This is a genomic window from Pseudomonas helmanticensis, from assembly GCF_900182985.1.
GTDB classification, from domain to species: Bacteria; Pseudomonadota; Gammaproteobacteria; order Pseudomonadales; family Pseudomonadaceae; genus Aquipseudomonas; species Aquipseudomonas helmanticensis.
In genome coordinates, this window is sequence record NZ_FXUY01000002.1 from 257,825 (window position 1) to 273,150 (window position 15,326).

Genomic DNA, 15,326 nt, shown 5'->3' on the forward strand with positions numbered 1-15,326 from the left:
CACCCCTTGGATCAGGCGAAAACCCACACCAGCCCTTGCATGGCCAGCCAGGCAAATACGCCGGCCAGCACGTCGTCGAGCATGATCCCGACGCCGCCGTGGACATGCCGGTCGATCCAGCGGATCGGCCACGGCTTGAGAATGTCGAAGAAGCGGAACATCAGGAAACCCGCGAGCAACCAGTACCAGCCTTCCGGCACCAGCCACAGGGTGATCCACATCCCGACCATTTCGTCCCAGACGATGCCTTCGTGGTCGTGTACCCGCAGATCGTCGGCGACTTTGCCGCACAGCCAGAAGCCGAACAGCATGGTGATCCCGAGCATCAGCCAGTAACCCCAGTCGGGCAACATCTGCCACAACGGAATAAAGGGTAGCGCAACTAACGAGCCCCACGTGCCCGGCGCTTTCGGCAAGGTGCCGGAACCAAAGCCGAACGCGAGGAAATGCCAGGGATTGCGCCAGACCGACGGCGGAACGAATTCGGCCGGAACCTGTTTCGGGTGATCTGTCACGGTGTCTCCTGAAAATGTTGATAGCCCCGGATTTGCGGGGTGATGTCGTGCCCTTCTCGATCCAGCAAGACTACGCCCAGCCCTTCTGCGACGCGACCGATCACATGGATCGGCCAGCCATTGGCCAGCAGCGTCGGCAACTCGACGGACGGTAGCGAGAACGCCAGTACGTAATCATCGCCACCGCTCAACGCCGCGCGCTCGGCACCACGCTGGCCGAGAAACGCCACTAAAGCATCCGACAGCGGTACGCGCTCGCGTTCAATCTCGAGCCGCACCTTCGACGCCAGTGCGATGTGGCCACAGTCGGCGAGCAGGCCATCGGAGATGTCCAGCGCCGAGGTTGCTTTGCCACGCAGGGCCTGACCGAGAGCGAGTTGCGGTTGTGGCGACCAGTAATGATCGAGCAGCGGTTGCGCGATATGCGCTTCAGCATCACGTTGACCGAGCACCAGCGGCAGCGCGCCGGCAGCATTGCCCAGCTCACCGCCGACACACAGCAAGTCACCCGGTTGTGCGCCGCTGCGGGTCAACGCCTGACCGGCAGGCACGCGACCGAACACGGTGACCGTCAGGCTCAACGGTCCGCGCGTGGTATCGCCGCCGACCAAGGCAACGCCGCAACTCTGCGCCATACGGTTCAAACCGCGGGCATAGGCTTGCAACCAATCGGCGGTCACCGTCGGTACAGTCAGGGCAAGGGTAAAGGCAACGGGCGTGGCGCCCATGGCGGCCAGATCGCTGACCGCGACGGCCAGCGAGCGCTGACCGAGCAGAAACGGATCGCAGGGGTCGGCGAAATGCACACCGGCCACCAGCGTATCGGTAGAAATCGCCAACTGTTCCCCGGAGGGAACAGCGAGCAAGGCGCAGTCGTCGCCGATTCCCAGAGCAACGCCTTCGCCGCCCTGCGCACAAGGCGCGGCGGCGAAGAAATTGCGGATCAGCTCAAACTCGCCCATGGCTGAGACAAAAGACTCAAGCGCCGGTTAGCGCTTGAACGCCTTCACTTCAGCTTCACGCAGACGCGGGGCCAGCTTGTCGAGCACACCGTTGACGAACTTGTGACCGTCGGTGGAACCATAGACTTTCGCCAGTTCGATCCCTTCGTTGATCACCACGCGGTACGGCACGTCGACGCGCTTGAGCAGCTCCCAGGTGGACAGGCGCAGTACGCACAGTTCAACCGGGTCCAGCTCTTCGATGGTCAGGTCCAGGCACGGCGCCAGCGCAGTGTCGATCTCAGTCAGACTGGCCGGAACACCGTGCAGGATGTCGTGAAAGTAGCTGGCATCGGCGAAGGTGAAATCGTTGTCGACGCGAAACTGCGCTTCGATTTCGTTCAGCGAAGTCTTGGCCATGTGGCGCTGATACAACGCTTGCGTCGCCAACTGACGGGCAGCGCGGCGCTTTTCACTTTTCGAAGGCTTGCCGGCGTCGGTTGGACGCGGTTCGCGCGGATTGAAACGATCGCTTTCGTCGCTAATCACTTGGCCTCCAACTGTGCCAGCAGGCTGACCATTTCCAGAGCGGACAGGGCAGCTTCGGCACCTTTGTTACCGGCCTTGGTGCCGGAACGTTCGATGGCTTGCTCGATGGAATCAACGGTCAGGACGCCGAAAGCGACCGGCACGCCGAACTCCATGGACACTTGGGCCAGACCCTTGGTGCACTCGCCAGCGACGTATTCGAAATGCGGAGTACCGCCACGAATGACCGCGCCGAGGGCGATGATGGCTGCGAACTCGCCTTTCTGGGCGACTTTCTGCGCAACCAGCGGGATTTCGAAGGCGCCAGGTGCGCGGATGATGGTGATGTCGCTTTCGCTCACGCCGTGGCGAACCAGGGCATCAACTGCACCGCTGACCAGGCTTTCAACCACGAAGCTGTTGAAACGGCCTACTACCAAAGCGTAGCGGCCTTTTGGGGCGATGAAGGTACCTTCGATGGTCTTCAGGGTCATTCGTCAGTTCTCTTAAAGAGCCGGGACGCGTCTCGTACGCGTCCCTCAGTGATATTAGCCACGAACACATGATCGCAGACACCGCATTGCCGTTCGATTACATCCTGTGGCGAGGGGATTTATCCCCGTTGGGCTGCGCAGCGGCCCCTATTTTGGGACTGCTACGCAGTCCAACGGGGATAAATCCCCTCGCCACAATGGGTGTACAACAGCAATACGAATCTGCGGGTCATTATTCGGAGGGCACGTATTCTACAACTTCCAGATCGAAACCGGATATCGCATTAAATTTCATTGGTGCAGACATCAAGCGCATTTTGCGTACACCGAGGTCACGCAGGATCTGCGAACCGGCACCGACGATGCTGTAGGTGGTCGGTTTTTTCGGCGCTGGCTGATCGCCGGTTTCACGGATATGCGCCAGCAGTACGTCGCCATCGAGCGGATGACCAAGCAGCAGCACCACGCCGCTGCCGGCCTCGGCAACCGCAGCCATCGCGGCGCGCAGGCTCCAGCGCCCCGGTTGCTTGACCATCAGCAAGTCGCGCAGCGGGTCCATGTTGTGCACGCGAACCAGCGTTGGCTCTTCGGCGCAAACAGTGCCCAGGGTCAGTGCCATGTGCACGTCGCCTTCCACCGAATCACGATAGGTCACCAGGTTGAATTGGCCCAGTTCGCTGTCCAGTGGCTGCTCGGCAATCCGCTGAACGGTACGTTCGTGGATCATCCGGTAGTGAATCAGGTCGGCGATGGTGCCGATCTTGATGTTGTGCTCAGCAGCGAACTCTTCGAGTTCAGCGCGACGGGACATGGTGCCGTCGTCGTTCATCACTTCGCAGATCACGCCGCTCGGCTCGAAACCGGCCATGCGCGCGAGGTCGCAAGCGGCTTCGGTGTGGCCCGCGCGAGCAAGGGTGCCGCCGGCCTGCGCCATCAGCGGGAAGATATGGCCCGGGCTGACGATGTCTTCAGCCTTGGCATCCTTGGCAGCAGCCGCTTGCACGGTGCGCGCACGGTCAGCGGCGGAGATGCCGGTGGTCACGCCTTCGGCAGCTTCGATCGAGACGGTGAACTTGGTGCCGAAGCCGGAACCGTTGCGCGGTGCCATCAGTGGCAACTTCAGGGTTTCGCAGCGCTCGCGGCTCATCGGCATGCAGATCAGGCCACGGGCGTGCTTGGCCATGAAGTTGATGTGCTCGGCCTTGCAGCACTCGGCGGCCATGATCAGGTCGCCTTCGTTCTCGCGGTCTTCGTCATCCATGAGGATGACCATCTTGCCTTGGCGGATGTCTTCAACCAGTTCTTCGATGCTATTGAGCGCCACAAGGCACCCCCCTTCTTTCGAATTTAGAGCTTCAGGATTTGAGGTAGCCGTTTTGGGCCAGAAAGCTTTCGGTGATCGTGCCGCCGGACGCCGGCTCTGCAGCCTTGTCACCCAAGAGCAGACGCTCCAGATAACGCGCCAGCAAGTCGACTTCCAGGTTCACCCGGCGACCTGGCGTGTACGACGCCATGATGGTTTCGCTCAGGGTGTGCGGAATGATCGTCAGCATGAATTCAGCGCCATCGACTGCGTTCACGGTCAGGCTGGTCCCGTCGACAGTGATCGAACCTTTATGGGCGATGTACTTGGCCAGTTCTTTTGGCGCGCGGATGCGAAATTCCACGGCGCGGGCATTGTCGCTGCGCGAAACGATTTCGCCGACACCGTCGACGTGGCCGCTGACCAGATGCCCACCGAGACGGGTGGTCGGGGTCAGGGCTTTTTCCAGATTGACCGGGCTGCCGCTTTTCAGGTCGTTCATGGCGGTGCAGTCGAGGGTTTCGCGGCTGACGTCAGCTGCGAAACCGTCGCCCGGCAGCTCGACGGCGGTCAGGCAGACGCCGTTGACCGCGATGCTGTCGCCGAGTTTGACGTCGCTCAGGTCGAGCTTGCCGGTTGCGACGTGTACCCGCACATCACCGCCCTTTGGGGTCAGTGCGCGGATACTGCCGATGGATTCGATGATGCCGGTAAACATGGGGTTCTCCTTGAGAACTAGGCCAGCGCTAACGCGATGGCCGGGAATTATACGCTCGCCGAAAGGACAGGGATGGCAGTGACTCGCCAGTCATCGCCAACGGCGCGAATTTCAGTGATTTTCAGCTCCGGGGCATCCTTCATATGGACCAGCGGCCAATCGAGCAAAGGCCGCGCCGTGGAGCCGAGAAACTTGCCGGCAATGAAAATCACGAACTCATCGACCAGACCGAGCTGAGCAAACGCGCCGGCCAGACGCGGACCAGCCTCGACCAGCACCTCGTTGACGCCGCGATTGGCCAGTTCGATCAACAATTGACGCAGATCGACCTGACCGTCATCACCCGGCACGATCAGGCATTCAGGGCCGTGAGCGTATTGCTCTTCGATCGCGACACACGTGGCGACCAACGCCGGACCAGCCTTGAAGAACGGTGCCTCCAGCGGCACGCGCAGACGCCCGTCGATCAGCACGCGCAGCGGCGGCCGGCTCATGGCCAGCGCGGTTTGCTCGCTATCCAGCCCCAACTCGTCAGCACGCACAGTCAAACGCGCGCCATCGGCCAGCACCGTGTCGGCGCCGGTCAGCACTACGCTGGCCTGCGCACGCAAACGCTGAACCGCCGAGCGTGCGGCCGGGCCGGTGATCCATTGGCTCTCGCCGTTTTCCATCGCCGTACGACCGTCGAGACTCATCGCCAACTTGACCCGCACGAACGGCAAACCGTGTTCCATGCGTTTCAGGAAGCCTTGATTGAGCTGGCGCGCCTGCGCTTCGAGCACGCCGCTTTCAGTGGCGATGCCGGCATCGGCCAAGCGCTGCAAACCACGTCCGGCAACTTGCGGATTCGGATCACGCATCGCTGCCACCACACGACTGACGCCGGCATTCACCAGCGCATCGGCGCACGGCGGCGTGCGGCCATGGTGGCTGCACGGTTCGAGGGTCACGTAAGCGGTGGCGCCACGGGCCAGCTCACCGGCGGCGCGCAGGGCGTGGACTTCGGCGTGCGGTTCGCCGGCGCGCTCATGCCAGCCTTCGCCGACAATCTGCCCATCACGCACCACCACGCAGCCGACCCGAGGATTGGGATGAGTGGTGTAGTGACCTTTGCGCGCCAGTTCCAGCGCACGCGCCATGAAGTGGGCGTCGAGGATGGCCTGCTCGGCGGTGGTGGTCATTCTTTCACCGGTTCGCGGGCGAGGCGGTCGATTTCTTCGCGAAATTCATTGAGATCCTGGAAGCGCTTGTACACCGAAGCGAAGCGGATGTAGGCGACTTCATCAAGCTTCTGCAATTCGGCCATGACCAGTTCGCCGACCACGAGGGATTTGACCTCGCGCTCGCCGGTGGCGCGCAGCTTGTGCTTGATGTGAACCAGAGAGGATTCGAGGCGCTCGACGCTCACCGGACGTTTCTCCAGGGCGCGTTGCATACCGGCGCGGAGTTTTTCTTCGTCGAACGGTTGGCGGCTGCCGTCGGTTTTGATCAGGCGCGGCAACACCAGTTCGGCCGTCTCGAACGTCGTGAAACGTTCGCCGCAGGCCAGGCATTCACGCCGGCGGCGCACCTGTTCGCCCTCGGCGACCAGACGCGAGTCGATGACCTTGGTGTCGTTGGCACCGCAGAAGGGACAGTGCATGGTGGCTGGCAACAAAAAAAGGGAGGGCCATGGTAGCGCATCCCGGTGGCAAGACAAGCCATAGGGTTTGCGGTATACAGAACGGCATGATCGTTTGATCCATGGATTTCATTTTGCTGGAGCATCCAATGCCGTTACGTCCGCTCGTTTTGCTCAGTCTTTTCAGCCTGCTGGTGGCCTGTGGCAGCGATGCACCCAAGCCCCAGCCGCCAACGCCTGGCCCTGCACCGCAACAGGCGCAGAAAAAAGCCAAGGAAGCCGCCGACCTCGGGCCGCTGCCGGCTTATCAGCGCGAACTGAGCGGCACCCTGCAAGGCGTGCCGGCCGGTGCCGAAGTCGAACTGGCGTTGCTGGTGATCGATGAAAAGGATCGCCCGCAACAATTGCTCGCCAGTTCCAGCCTGATCGGCAACAACCAGGTTCTGCCATTTCGTCTGCGCTTCAACCCGGACGCCTTCCCGGCCGGAGCACGGGTTGAATTGCGTGGCCGCGCCAGCCAATCCGGCCAGTTGATCCTGCATCTGCCGTCGCAGACCATCACTCAGCCGACCACTCAGGCGTTGGGCCAGCTGCAATTTGTCAAAGCACCATGAATGCACCGCACGACCTGCAACAGGCGTTAGGTGAATTGCTCGGCGACGCCAGACTCAAGGTCTGTGCGTTGCCAGACACTGATTTGCAGCTGTGGCTGATTGATGGCGACAACATGGGTCGCGAATTCAGCCAGGAAGAAATTCAGCGAATCCTGCACGAACCACCCTATTGGGGTTTCTGCTGGGCCAGTGGTCTGGCGGTGGCCCGCTATCTGGCGGAGTTCCCCGAGTGGGTGCGCGGCAAGCGCGTGCTGGATTTCGGTGCCGGTTCCGGGATTGCCGGGATCGCGGCGGTGAAAGCCGGAGCGCTGGAGGTGGTGGCCTGCGATCTTGATCCGCTGGCGATTGCCGCGTGCCGGGCGAATGCTGCGTTGAATAATGTAGAGATGAGTTATTCGACGGATTTCTTTGCCGAGGCCGATCGGTTCGATCTGATTCTGGTGGCGGACGTGTTGTATGACCGGGCCAATCTGCCGTTGCTCGATGCGTTTTTAAGCCGTGGCCGCGAGGCGCTGGTGGCGGATTCGCGGGTTCGGGATTTTCGCCATCCGTTGTATCAGCGCATTGAAATACATGAGGCGATGACCTTGCCGGATCTGGCGGAGCCTGAGGAATTTCGGCATGTCAGCCTGTACCACGCGCGGCGCTAATTAAAAGCTTCGCGAGCAGGCTCGCTCCCACAGGGGAACGCATTCCAAATGTGGGAGCGAGCCTGCTCGCGAAGGCGTCCTGCCAGACAACACATCTCTGCCTTCCGGCCACCCCCCGCCAAGCCGTATAGTTGCCCCATCCACGCTTTGACGAGATCCCCCCATGAGTGAGCAAACGCCGTACATCTTCGACGCCACGACGGCCGATTTCGACCAGTCGGTGATCGAGGCTTCTTTCAGCAAACCGGTGCTGGTGGATTTCTGGGCCGAATGGTGTGCGCCGTGCAAGGCGTTGATGCCGATGCTGCAAACCATTGCCGAGAGCTATCAAGGCGAGTTGCTGCTGGCCAAGGTCAACTGTGACATCGAGCAGGACATCGTCGCCCGCTTCGGCATTCGCAGCCTGCCGACCGTGGTGCTGTTCAAGGACGGCCAACCGGTCGATGGCTTTGCCGGTGCGCAACCGGAATCCGCCGTCCGTGCGCTGCTCGAACCGCATGTGCAAATGCCGCCGCCGGCTGCGGCCGATCCGTTTGAGCAGGCTCAGGCCTTGTTCGATGACGGGCGTTACGCCGATGCCGAAGCAGCGCTGGTGGTGATGCTCAATGAAGACAACACCAACGCGAAAGCACTGATTCTCTATGCACGCTGCCTGACCGAGCGCGGCGAACTGGGCGAAGCGCAAACCGTGCTGGATGCGGTCAAAAGCGATGAACACAAAGCCGCGCTGGCCGGGGCCAAGGCGCAGATCAAGTTCCTCGGTCTGGCGCGTGATCTGCCGGATGCCGCCGATTTGAAAGCGCGCCTGGCGAAAGACCCGCAGGATGATGAAGCGGTGTATCAACTGGCGATCCAGCAACTGGCGCGTCAGCAATACGAAGCGGCGCTTGAGGCGATGCTCAAGCTGTTTATCCGCAATCGCAATTATGCCGAGGGCTTGCCGCACAAGACCTTGCTGCAGGTGTTTGAGTTGTTGGGCAACGATCATCCGCTGGTCAGCGTTTACCGCCGCAAGATGTTTGCTGCGCTTTATTAGGATCAACAGATCGCAGCCTGCGGCAGCTCCTACATGGGGATCGTATGCACCCTTGTAGGAGCTGCCGCAGGCTGCGATCTTTTGCGGTTTACTCGATCCAGCTGTAAAGCGGTGTATCCCCAGCGCTCACCACTTTCACCTCCGAGCTATGGCGCAAACGCACCAGCAAGCGTTTGCCCGCCGCCGCACTGCCGGTCAATCCTTCAAGCTGTTCCAGCAGATCCGGCCCGCTGAGCTGCCCGGCCTTGCGCAACAGATCCTTGGCCACCTGCCACACCGCATCGTCCTGATTCAACGGTTTCGCCGCTGGCGCCGACGCCGCTTCGGGCTGGCCGATTGGCGCCTGCGTATTCAGCGCCGAACCGAGCCTGGCCCAATCACTGTCATCCAGTTCAACAGTCAAATCCACCGGCACGTCGCCGACGGTTCCACGTATCCGCAACATTGCGTTCGCTCCTGCACATTTCTGACCTGCATGCTCCCACGGGACTTGTGCAACGCCAAGCGCACGGGCAAACTCTGCGGACTTTCGTTATAAGATTACATAACAAACTCTTCACTTTACTTCCCGGAGACCACCATGCGTCGTCTGCTGCTCGCTTTGCCGTTTGCCCTGTTGCCGCTGGCCATCGCCCACGCTGCCGATGAGCACGATCACGACCATGAACACGGCAGCCTCGGCGCGCATGAACACGGCGTCGGTCGCCTGAATGCGGCGCTGGATGGCCAGACCCTGGAGCTGGAGCTGGAAAGCCCGGCGATGAACCTGGTCGGCTTCGAACACCTCGCCACCAGCGATGCCGACAAGGCCAAGGTCGCCGCCGCTCGTGCGCAACTGGAAAACCCGCTGGCCCTGTTCAGCCTGCCAGCGGCCGCCGGTTGCAAAGTCGCAAGCCAGGAACTGCAAAGCCCGCTGTTCGGCGACAAGCCGGATGCCGAGGATCACGACGACGATGAAGCGGACAAGGATGGTCACGAGCATCACCACGACCACAGCGAAATCCACGCGCACTATCAATTCACCTGCGCCACACCGGGTGCACTGAAGACCCTGGATCTGGCGAACATCTTCAATACCTTCCCGGCGACGCAGAAAATTCAGGTACAACTGATCAGCGCGAACGGCCAGCAAGGCACCGAAGTGACGGCCAAGGCTGCCTCGCTGAAATTCTGATCACACCGAAACACCGTAATCCAATGTAGGAGCTGCCGCAGGCTGCGATCTTTTGATCTTGCTTTCAAAAAGATCAAAAGATCGCAGCCTGCGGCAGCTCCTACAGGGGCTATGAAAACTCATGAAACTGGTGTCATGACCCAAGCACTCATCGAACTGTCCGACCTGGGCTTCAACTGGCCCGGTCACCCGCCGCTGCTGGACATCCCGGCGTTTCGTCTGGAAGCCGGCGAAACCCTGTTCCTCAAAGGCCCCAGCGGCAGTGGCAAGACCACCCTGCTCGGCCTGCTCGGCGGCGTGCAGAAGCCCGGTCGCGGCAGCATTCGTCTGCTGGGCCAGGAGCTGACCGAACTCTCCGCCGGCGCCCGCGACACCTTTCGCGTCGATCACACCGGCTACATTTTCCAGCAGTTCAACCTGCTGCCGTTTCTCTCGGTGCGCGAGAACGTCGAGCTGCCGTGTCACTTTTCCAAGCTGCGCGCGCAACGGGCGAAACAGCGTCACGGCAGTGTCGACCAGGCCGCCGCCACCCTGCTCGCACACTTGGGTTTGAAGGATGAAAGCATCCTCAGCCGTCGCGCCGATTCGCTGTCGATTGGTCAGCAGCAACGGGTCGCCGCCGCGCGCGCGTTGATCGGCCAGCCAGAGTTGGTGATCGCTGATGAGCCAACCTCGGCGCTGGATTACGACGCCCGGGAAAACTTCATTCGCTTGTTGTTTGCCGAATGCCGCGAGGCCGGCTCGAGTCTGCTGTTCGTCAGCCACGACCAGAGTCTGGCGCCGCTGTTCGACCGTCACCTGTCCCTGGCCGAACTCAATCGCGCCGCCACGTCTGACGAGGTCTGAGATGTATCTGTTTCGTCTGGCCATGGCCAGCCTGGCCAACCGCCGCTTTACCGCGCTACTGACCGCCTTCGCCATCGCCCTGTCGGTGTGCCTGTTGCTCGCCGTTGAACGGGTGCGCACCGAAGCCAAAGCCAGTTTCGCCAGCACCATCAGCGGCACCGACCTGATCGTCGGCGCCCGATCCGGTTCGGTCAATCTGCTGCTGTACTCGGTGTTCCGCATCGGCAACGCCACCAACAACATTCGCTGGGACAGCTTCGAGCACTTCGCCAACAACCCGAAAGTGAAATGGGCGATCCCGATGTCCCTCGGCGACTCCCATCGCGGTTACCGGGTGATGGGCACCACGCAAGCCTATTTCGAACACTACCAATACGGGCGCCAGCAGCATCTGCAACTGGCCGATGGTCGCGCGTTTGCCACTGATCCGTTTGAAGTGGTGCTCGGTGCCGAAGTCGCTGACGCGCTGCATTACAAGCTCGGCGACCAACTGGTGCTGGCCCACGGCGTGGCGGCGATCAGTCTGGTCAAGCACGACGACAAACCGTTCACCGTGGTCGGTATTCTCAAGCGCACCGGCACTCCGGTCGATCGCACGTTGCACATCAGTCTCGGTGGCATGGAAGCGATTCACATCGACTGGCACAACGGCGTGCCGGCCCGAGGCAATGGGCGGATCAGCGCTGATCAGGCGCGCAACATGGATCTGACGCCGCAAGCGATTACCGCGTTCATGCTCGGCCTCAACAGCAAGATTTCCACCTTTGCGCTGCAACGCGAGATCAACGAGTTCCGTGGTGAGCCGATGCTGGCGATCCTGCCAGGCGTGGCGTTGCAGGAGTTGTGGAGCTTGATGAGCACCGCGGAAAAAGCGTTGTTCGTGGTTTCACTGTTCGTGGTGCTGACCGGGTTGATCGGCATGCTCACGGCGATTCTCACCAGCCTCAACGAACGTCGTCGCGAGATGGCGATTCTGCGTTCGGTTGGCGCGCGACCGTGGCACATCGCGAGTCTGTTGGTGCTGGAAGCGTTTGCTTTGGCGCTGACCGGGGTGATCGCCGGCGTTGCGTTGCTGTACATCGGCATCGCTGCAGCGCAGGGTTACGTGCAGGCCAATTACGGTTTGTTCCTGCCGCTGGCGTGGCCGAGCGAGTATGAATGGACGCTGCTCGGTGGCATTCTGGCAGCCGCGCTGCTGATGGGCAGCGTGCCGGCCTGGCGGGCGTATCGCCAATCCCTGGCCGATGGCCTGTCGATCCGTTTATGAGGATGTTCACCATGCCCCGCGCCTTGCTTGCGCTGCTGTTGCTGGTCGCCCTGCCCGTGTGGGCAGCGGCGCCGAAAGATCTGACGTGGTCGGAGATGATCCCGCCGGATGCTGCGCCGGAAGTGCCGAACATGACCCCGCTGCATGACATGTCGAAGATGAGCGATGCGCTGTCTGCCGAGTCGGCGCCAGCGGCGAAGCAGGACCTGCCGAATGCGCCAGTGGTGCAAGCGCTCGACGGGCAGAACATTCGCTTGCCGGGCTACATCGTGCCGCTGGAAGTGAATGAAGAAGGACGCACCACCGACTTCCTGCTGGTGCCGTATTTCGGCGCTTGCATCCATGTGCCGCCACCGCCGTCGAACCAGATCGTGCATGTGAAAAGCGAGTTGGGCGTGAAGCTTGATGAGTTGTATCAGCCGTACTGGGTCGAGGGGCCGTTGCAGGTCAAGGCGTCGAGCAGTGAGCTGGCGGATGCCGGGTATCAGATGGATGCCGACAAGATTTATGTGTATGAGCTGCCGGAGTAAACCCCGGTAGTTTCAAGATCAAAGGATCGCAGCCTTCGGCAGCTCCTACAGGGGATCATGTTTCTCTGTAGGAGCTGCCCAAGGCTGCGATCCTTTGCGGACTTCACTGTTTCATTGAGCTGAGTCAAAAGACCGTATCAGTTGGCTTCGTACCATAGGACATCAGAAACTTTTAACGTCCTTTTGGAGCCCCCATGAACAAGTCCTTGCTCAGCGCTTCGTTGTTTGCCCTCGCGCTCGCAGCCCCGCTCGCCCATGCCCACGATGCCGGTGACATCATCGTTCGCGCCGGTGCGATCACCGTCAACCCGAAGGCCGACAGCTCCAGCGTCAAGGTCGATCAGGGTCCGCTGAGCGGCACCAATCTGGGCGGCAAGGCGACCATGAGCAGTGACACCCAACTGGGCCTGAACTTCGCCTACATGGTCACCAACAACATCGGTATCGAGTTGCTGGCGGCCTCGCCGTTCGAACACGACGTGAAGCTCAAGGGCACCGCCCTGCCAGCGGCGAACGGTAAACTCGGCACCCTGAAGCACTTGCCGCCGACCCTCAGCGTCGTCTACTACCCACTGGATTCGAAGTCGGCCTTCCAGCCGTACGTCGGCGGCGGTATCAACTACACCTGGATCTACGACGAACACGTCGGCAGCGAAGCCCAATCCAACGGCTTCAGCAACTTCAAGGCGAAAAACTCCTGGGGTCTGGCCTGGCAGGTCGGCGCCGATTACATGCTGACCGACAACATCATGCTCAACGCCCAGGTGCGTTACATCGACATCGATACCCGCGCGACTGTCGAGAACAACGCGGTGGCACCGGGCACTCGGGCCAAAGTGAATGTTGATGTCGATCCATTTGTGTACATGGTGGGTCTGGGCTACAAGTTCTAAGCTGATTTTTACCGAACGTTCACGTGGTGGTGGATGAGGCTTGGTGGTGGGCAGGCATAGAACTGACGGCAACCGTATGCAGTTGATCGGGGGATAACATCCCCTCGCCACAGGGATCGCGATAAATTCCGGCCGTGAAAAAGGCGCCTGTCAAAGGGCGCCTTTTTCATGTCTGCCACAAATATTTGGCGTGAGTTGGATCTCCCCCTCACCCCAGCCCTCTCCCTCAGGGAGAGGGGAAAGGGAGCCGATTTGTGTGCTTTTCAAATCCGAGTTCGACTCGGTATCTCACGTCGGTGTAACTCGAAAGAACACCTCGGTCAGTCCCCTCTCCCCCGGGAGAGGGTTAGGGTTAGGGGGCTTTTCAGGAACGCCCCAACAACCGCGCCAGGCCAACACTCATCGGCGTTTGCTGTGGCAGCTTGAAACGCTCCAGCAAACGAGCGTTGTTGGCCCGTGAATGGCGGATGTCACCGGAACGCGCCGGCCCATAGCTAACCGCTGGCAACTCACCCACCACCGTCTGCAACGCCGCGAGCATCTGCTTGAGGTTCATCGACTGATTCCAGCCGACATTGACTGCGCCCTCTTCGACGTGCGGCTTTTCAATCGCCTGCACCAGCACGTCGACCAGATCCTCGACGTAGAGGAAATCGCGCGTCTGCTCGCCGTCGCCAAACACGGTGATCGGCAAACCTTTCTGTGCGCGTTCGCTGAAGATGCTGATGACCCCGGAGTACGGCGAGGACGGATCCTGACGCGGGCCGAAGATATTGAAGAAACGGAAAATCGCCGGTTCCAGACCGTGCTGCCGGCGATAGAAATCGAAGTAATGCTCGCCCGCCAGTTTGTCCGAGGCATACGGTGTCAGCGGCGCTTTCGGCGTGTCTTCGTCAATCGACTCGCCCTCGCCATTGTTGCCGTACACCGCCGCGCTGGAGGCGAACAGCACACGTTTGACCCCGGCCTGACGCATGGCTTCGCAAACATTCAGCGTACCGATGAAATTGCTCTGGTGCGTCTTCACCGGATCATCCACCGAGGCCTGCACCGAAGCCACGGCAGCCAAATGAGCCACGGCGCTGCAACCTTGCATCGCCTGAGCGACCAGCGCCGCATCGGCGACATCGCCAACAATCAGTTCGACCTTGGGATTGTCCAGCGGCAGATTGGCGCGTTTGCCGGTCGACAGATCATCGAGAATGCGCACCGAATGGCCCTTGGCGAGCAAGGCATCGGTCAGGTGCGAGCCGATGAAACCGGCGCCGCCGGTGATTAAAACAGGGCCTTCAGCCATGACGATAAAACCTATCCAGTAAAGCCGGGAGCGCGGCACGCCAGGCGCGCGGTTTGATCCCGAAAGTGTGCAGAATTTTCTTGCAGGCAAGCACCGCGTGTTGCGGCTCTTCGGCTGCGTCCGGACGCGCGGCGTGGGCTTGCGCGGTCGGCGCTTCGATGGCCAGAGCGTGCAGGCTGCGGGCTTCGGTCAGAATCGCCTGACCCAACGCCAGCGGTGTGGTCGCCTCGTGGCCAGCGTAGTGGTAAGTGCCCCACAGCGGCGCGGCGCAATCGAGTTGCTTGAGCACCGAGATGATCACCCGCGCAGCGTCGTCGACCGGGGTCGGATTGCCGCGGCGATCATCGGCCAGGAGTAATTCTTCCGGTTGCTCGGCGCGGGCGAGGAAACGCCCGAGGGTGCCGTCCGGGCTGTCATCGAGCAGCCAGCCAAAACGCAGCAACACATGCTGCGGACAGGTGGCGCGAACGCTCTGCTCGATGCGCCACAACGCCTGACCGCGCAGGCCCAACGGCACTGGCTCGTCTTTTTCGCTGTAAGCGGTGGCACGCGAGCCGTCGAACACGCGATAACTGGAGGGCTGCACGAGGACGATGTTGTGGTGCTGGCACAGTTCGGCCAGGCGCTCGATCGCACGCTCTTGTCCGGTCATCCGGGTTTCGCTGACGGCCTCGGCCTGGAACCAGTCGAAATAGTAGGCGAGGTTGATCAACGCGTCGGGACGGGTGTCGTCGAGCAATTGGGTCAGGCTCGCGGCATCCCAGCCGTTTTCGGGCGGGCGGGGGGCGAGGAAACCGATGTCTTCCTCCGCACCGAGGCGAATCAGCGCCTGCCCAAGGGCATTTCCGCCGCCCAGTAACATAAGGCGCATTCGCATAGAGTCAGCAGGCCCAGTCTGA

Annotated in this window: 19 protein-coding genes; 8 read left to right on the top strand and 11 right to left on the bottom strand. The window is 61.2% G+C overall.

What is annotated here, in order from left to right:
- Positions 1-11 precede the first annotated feature (11 nt).
- The 8 genes from QOL84_RS23815 to nrdR all read right to left on the bottom strand — a co-directional run bounded on the left by QOL84_RS23815 (position 12) and on the right by nrdR (position 6,141).
- Positions 12-515: a phosphatidylglycerophosphatase A family protein gene (locus QOL84_RS23815; protein WP_127651238.1), complete on the bottom strand. Its 504-nt coding sequence runs from the start codon at positions 513-515 to the stop codon at positions 12-14.
- Positions 512-1,477 carry a thiamine-phosphate kinase gene (thiL, locus tag QOL84_RS23820; protein ID WP_283438819.1) on the bottom strand — a complete coding sequence of 322 codons (966 nt, stop codon included), beginning with the start codon at positions 1,475-1,477 and terminating at the stop codon, positions 512-514. The genes QOL84_RS23815 and thiL overlap by 4 nt, the downstream gene beginning before the upstream one ends.
- 27 nt (positions 1,478-1,504) lie before the next feature.
- A complete protein-coding gene (nusB, locus tag QOL84_RS23825; protein WP_016984114.1) occupies positions 1,505-2,005 on the bottom strand; it encodes a transcription antitermination factor NusB in 501 nt (166 codons plus the stop codon).
- Positions 2,002-2,478 carry a 6,7-dimethyl-8-ribityllumazine synthase gene (ribH, locus tag QOL84_RS23830; RefSeq protein ID WP_003228649.1) on the bottom strand — a complete coding sequence of 159 codons (477 nt, stop codon included), beginning with the start codon at positions 2,476-2,478 and terminating at the stop codon, positions 2,002-2,004. Before ribH ends, nusB begins: the two co-directional genes overlap by 4 nt.
- A gap of 232 nt (positions 2,479-2,710) precedes the next feature.
- Complete coding sequence (ribBA, locus tag QOL84_RS23835; RefSeq protein WP_129395702.1) at positions 2,711-3,802, bottom strand: bifunctional 3,4-dihydroxy-2-butanone-4-phosphate synthase/GTP cyclohydrolase II; 1,092 nt, start codon at positions 3,800-3,802, stop codon at positions 2,711-2,713.
- A 31-nt stretch (positions 3,803-3,833) separates the two neighbouring features.
- Positions 3,834-4,499, bottom strand: a complete 666-nt coding sequence (locus tag QOL84_RS23840) for a riboflavin synthase (protein ID WP_283438820.1) — start codon at positions 4,497-4,499, stop codon at positions 3,834-3,836.
- Between the two features lie 47 nt (positions 4,500-4,546).
- Positions 4,547-5,680, bottom strand: coding sequence for a bifunctional diaminohydroxyphosphoribosylaminopyrimidine deaminase/5-amino-6-(5-phosphoribosylamino)uracil reductase RibD (gene ribD, locus QOL84_RS23845; RefSeq protein WP_283438821.1), 1,134 nt, complete (start codon positions 5,678-5,680; stop codon positions 4,547-4,549).
- Positions 5,677-6,141, bottom strand: coding sequence for a transcriptional regulator NrdR (gene nrdR, locus QOL84_RS23850; protein ID WP_007910946.1), 465 nt, complete (start codon positions 6,139-6,141; stop codon positions 5,677-5,679). Before nrdR ends, ribD begins: the two co-directional genes overlap by 4 nt.
- A gap of 128 nt (positions 6,142-6,269) precedes the next feature.
- Here nrdR and QOL84_RS23855 point away from each other — a divergent pair, with 128 nt between their 5' ends.
- The 3 genes from QOL84_RS23855 to trxA all read left to right on the top strand — a co-directional run bounded on the left by QOL84_RS23855 (position 6,270) and on the right by trxA (position 8,420).
- Positions 6,270-6,734, top strand: coding sequence for a YbaY family lipoprotein (locus tag QOL84_RS23855; RefSeq protein WP_122592817.1), 465 nt, complete (start codon positions 6,270-6,272; stop codon positions 6,732-6,734).
- Positions 6,731-7,384, top strand: coding sequence for a class I SAM-dependent methyltransferase (locus tag QOL84_RS23860; protein ID WP_283438822.1), 654 nt, complete (start codon positions 6,731-6,733; stop codon positions 7,382-7,384). Before QOL84_RS23855 ends, QOL84_RS23860 begins: the two co-directional genes overlap by 4 nt.
- Positions 7,385-7,547: 163 nt before the next feature.
- Positions 7,548-8,420, top strand: coding sequence for a thioredoxin (gene trxA / locus QOL84_RS23865; protein WP_283438823.1), 873 nt, complete (start codon positions 7,548-7,550; stop codon positions 8,418-8,420).
- An 88-nt stretch (positions 8,421-8,508) separates the two neighbouring features.
- On the opposite strand, the gene QOL84_RS23870 is transcribed toward trxA, so the two are convergent.
- Entirely contained in the window at positions 8,509-8,865 is a 357-nt protein-coding gene (locus QOL84_RS23870) for a hypothetical protein (RefSeq protein ID WP_283438824.1), read from the bottom strand.
- A gap of 135 nt (positions 8,866-9,000) precedes the next feature.
- Here QOL84_RS23870 and QOL84_RS23875 point away from each other — a divergent pair, with 135 nt between their 5' ends.
- The 5 genes from QOL84_RS23875 to QOL84_RS23895 all read left to right on the top strand — a co-directional run bounded on the left by QOL84_RS23875 (position 9,001) and on the right by QOL84_RS23895 (position 13,130).
- Entirely contained in the window at positions 9,001-9,594 is a 594-nt protein-coding gene (locus tag QOL84_RS23875; RefSeq protein ID WP_129395707.1) for a DUF2796 domain-containing protein, read from the top strand.
- A 135-nt stretch (positions 9,595-9,729) separates the two neighbouring features.
- Positions 9,730-10,440, top strand: coding sequence for an ABC transporter ATP-binding protein (locus QOL84_RS23880; RefSeq protein ID WP_283438825.1), 711 nt, complete (start codon positions 9,730-9,732; stop codon positions 10,438-10,440).
- 1 nt (position 10,441) lies between these two features.
- Entirely contained in the window at positions 10,442-11,707 is a 1,266-nt protein-coding gene (locus tag QOL84_RS23885; RefSeq protein ID WP_283438826.1) for an ABC transporter permease, read from the top strand.
- Positions 11,708-11,718: 11 nt separating this feature from the next.
- Positions 11,719-12,237 carry a DUF3299 domain-containing protein gene (locus QOL84_RS23890; RefSeq protein WP_129395710.1) on the top strand — a complete coding sequence of 173 codons (519 nt, stop codon included), beginning with the start codon at positions 11,719-11,721 and terminating at the stop codon, positions 12,235-12,237.
- A 194-nt stretch (positions 12,238-12,431) separates the two neighbouring features.
- Positions 12,432-13,130 (top strand): OmpW/AlkL family protein, encoded by a 699-nt coding sequence (locus QOL84_RS23895; protein WP_008081866.1) that lies wholly within the window; start codon positions 12,432-12,434, stop codon positions 13,128-13,130.
- A gap of 364 nt (positions 13,131-13,494) precedes the next feature.
- Here the strand turns inward: QOL84_RS23895 and QOL84_RS23900 are convergent, their stop codons facing one another.
- The gene (locus QOL84_RS23900; protein WP_283438827.1) at positions 13,495-14,427 is read right to left on the bottom strand and encodes an NAD-dependent epimerase/dehydratase family protein; all 933 of its coding nucleotides are present in this window, start codon (positions 14,425-14,427) and stop codon (positions 13,495-13,497) included.
- Positions 14,420-15,304, bottom strand: coding sequence for a sugar nucleotide-binding protein (locus QOL84_RS23905; RefSeq protein ID WP_283438828.1), 885 nt, complete (start codon positions 15,302-15,304; stop codon positions 14,420-14,422). Before QOL84_RS23905 ends, QOL84_RS23900 begins: the two co-directional genes overlap by 8 nt.
- Between the last annotated feature and the right edge of the window lie 22 nt (positions 15,305-15,326).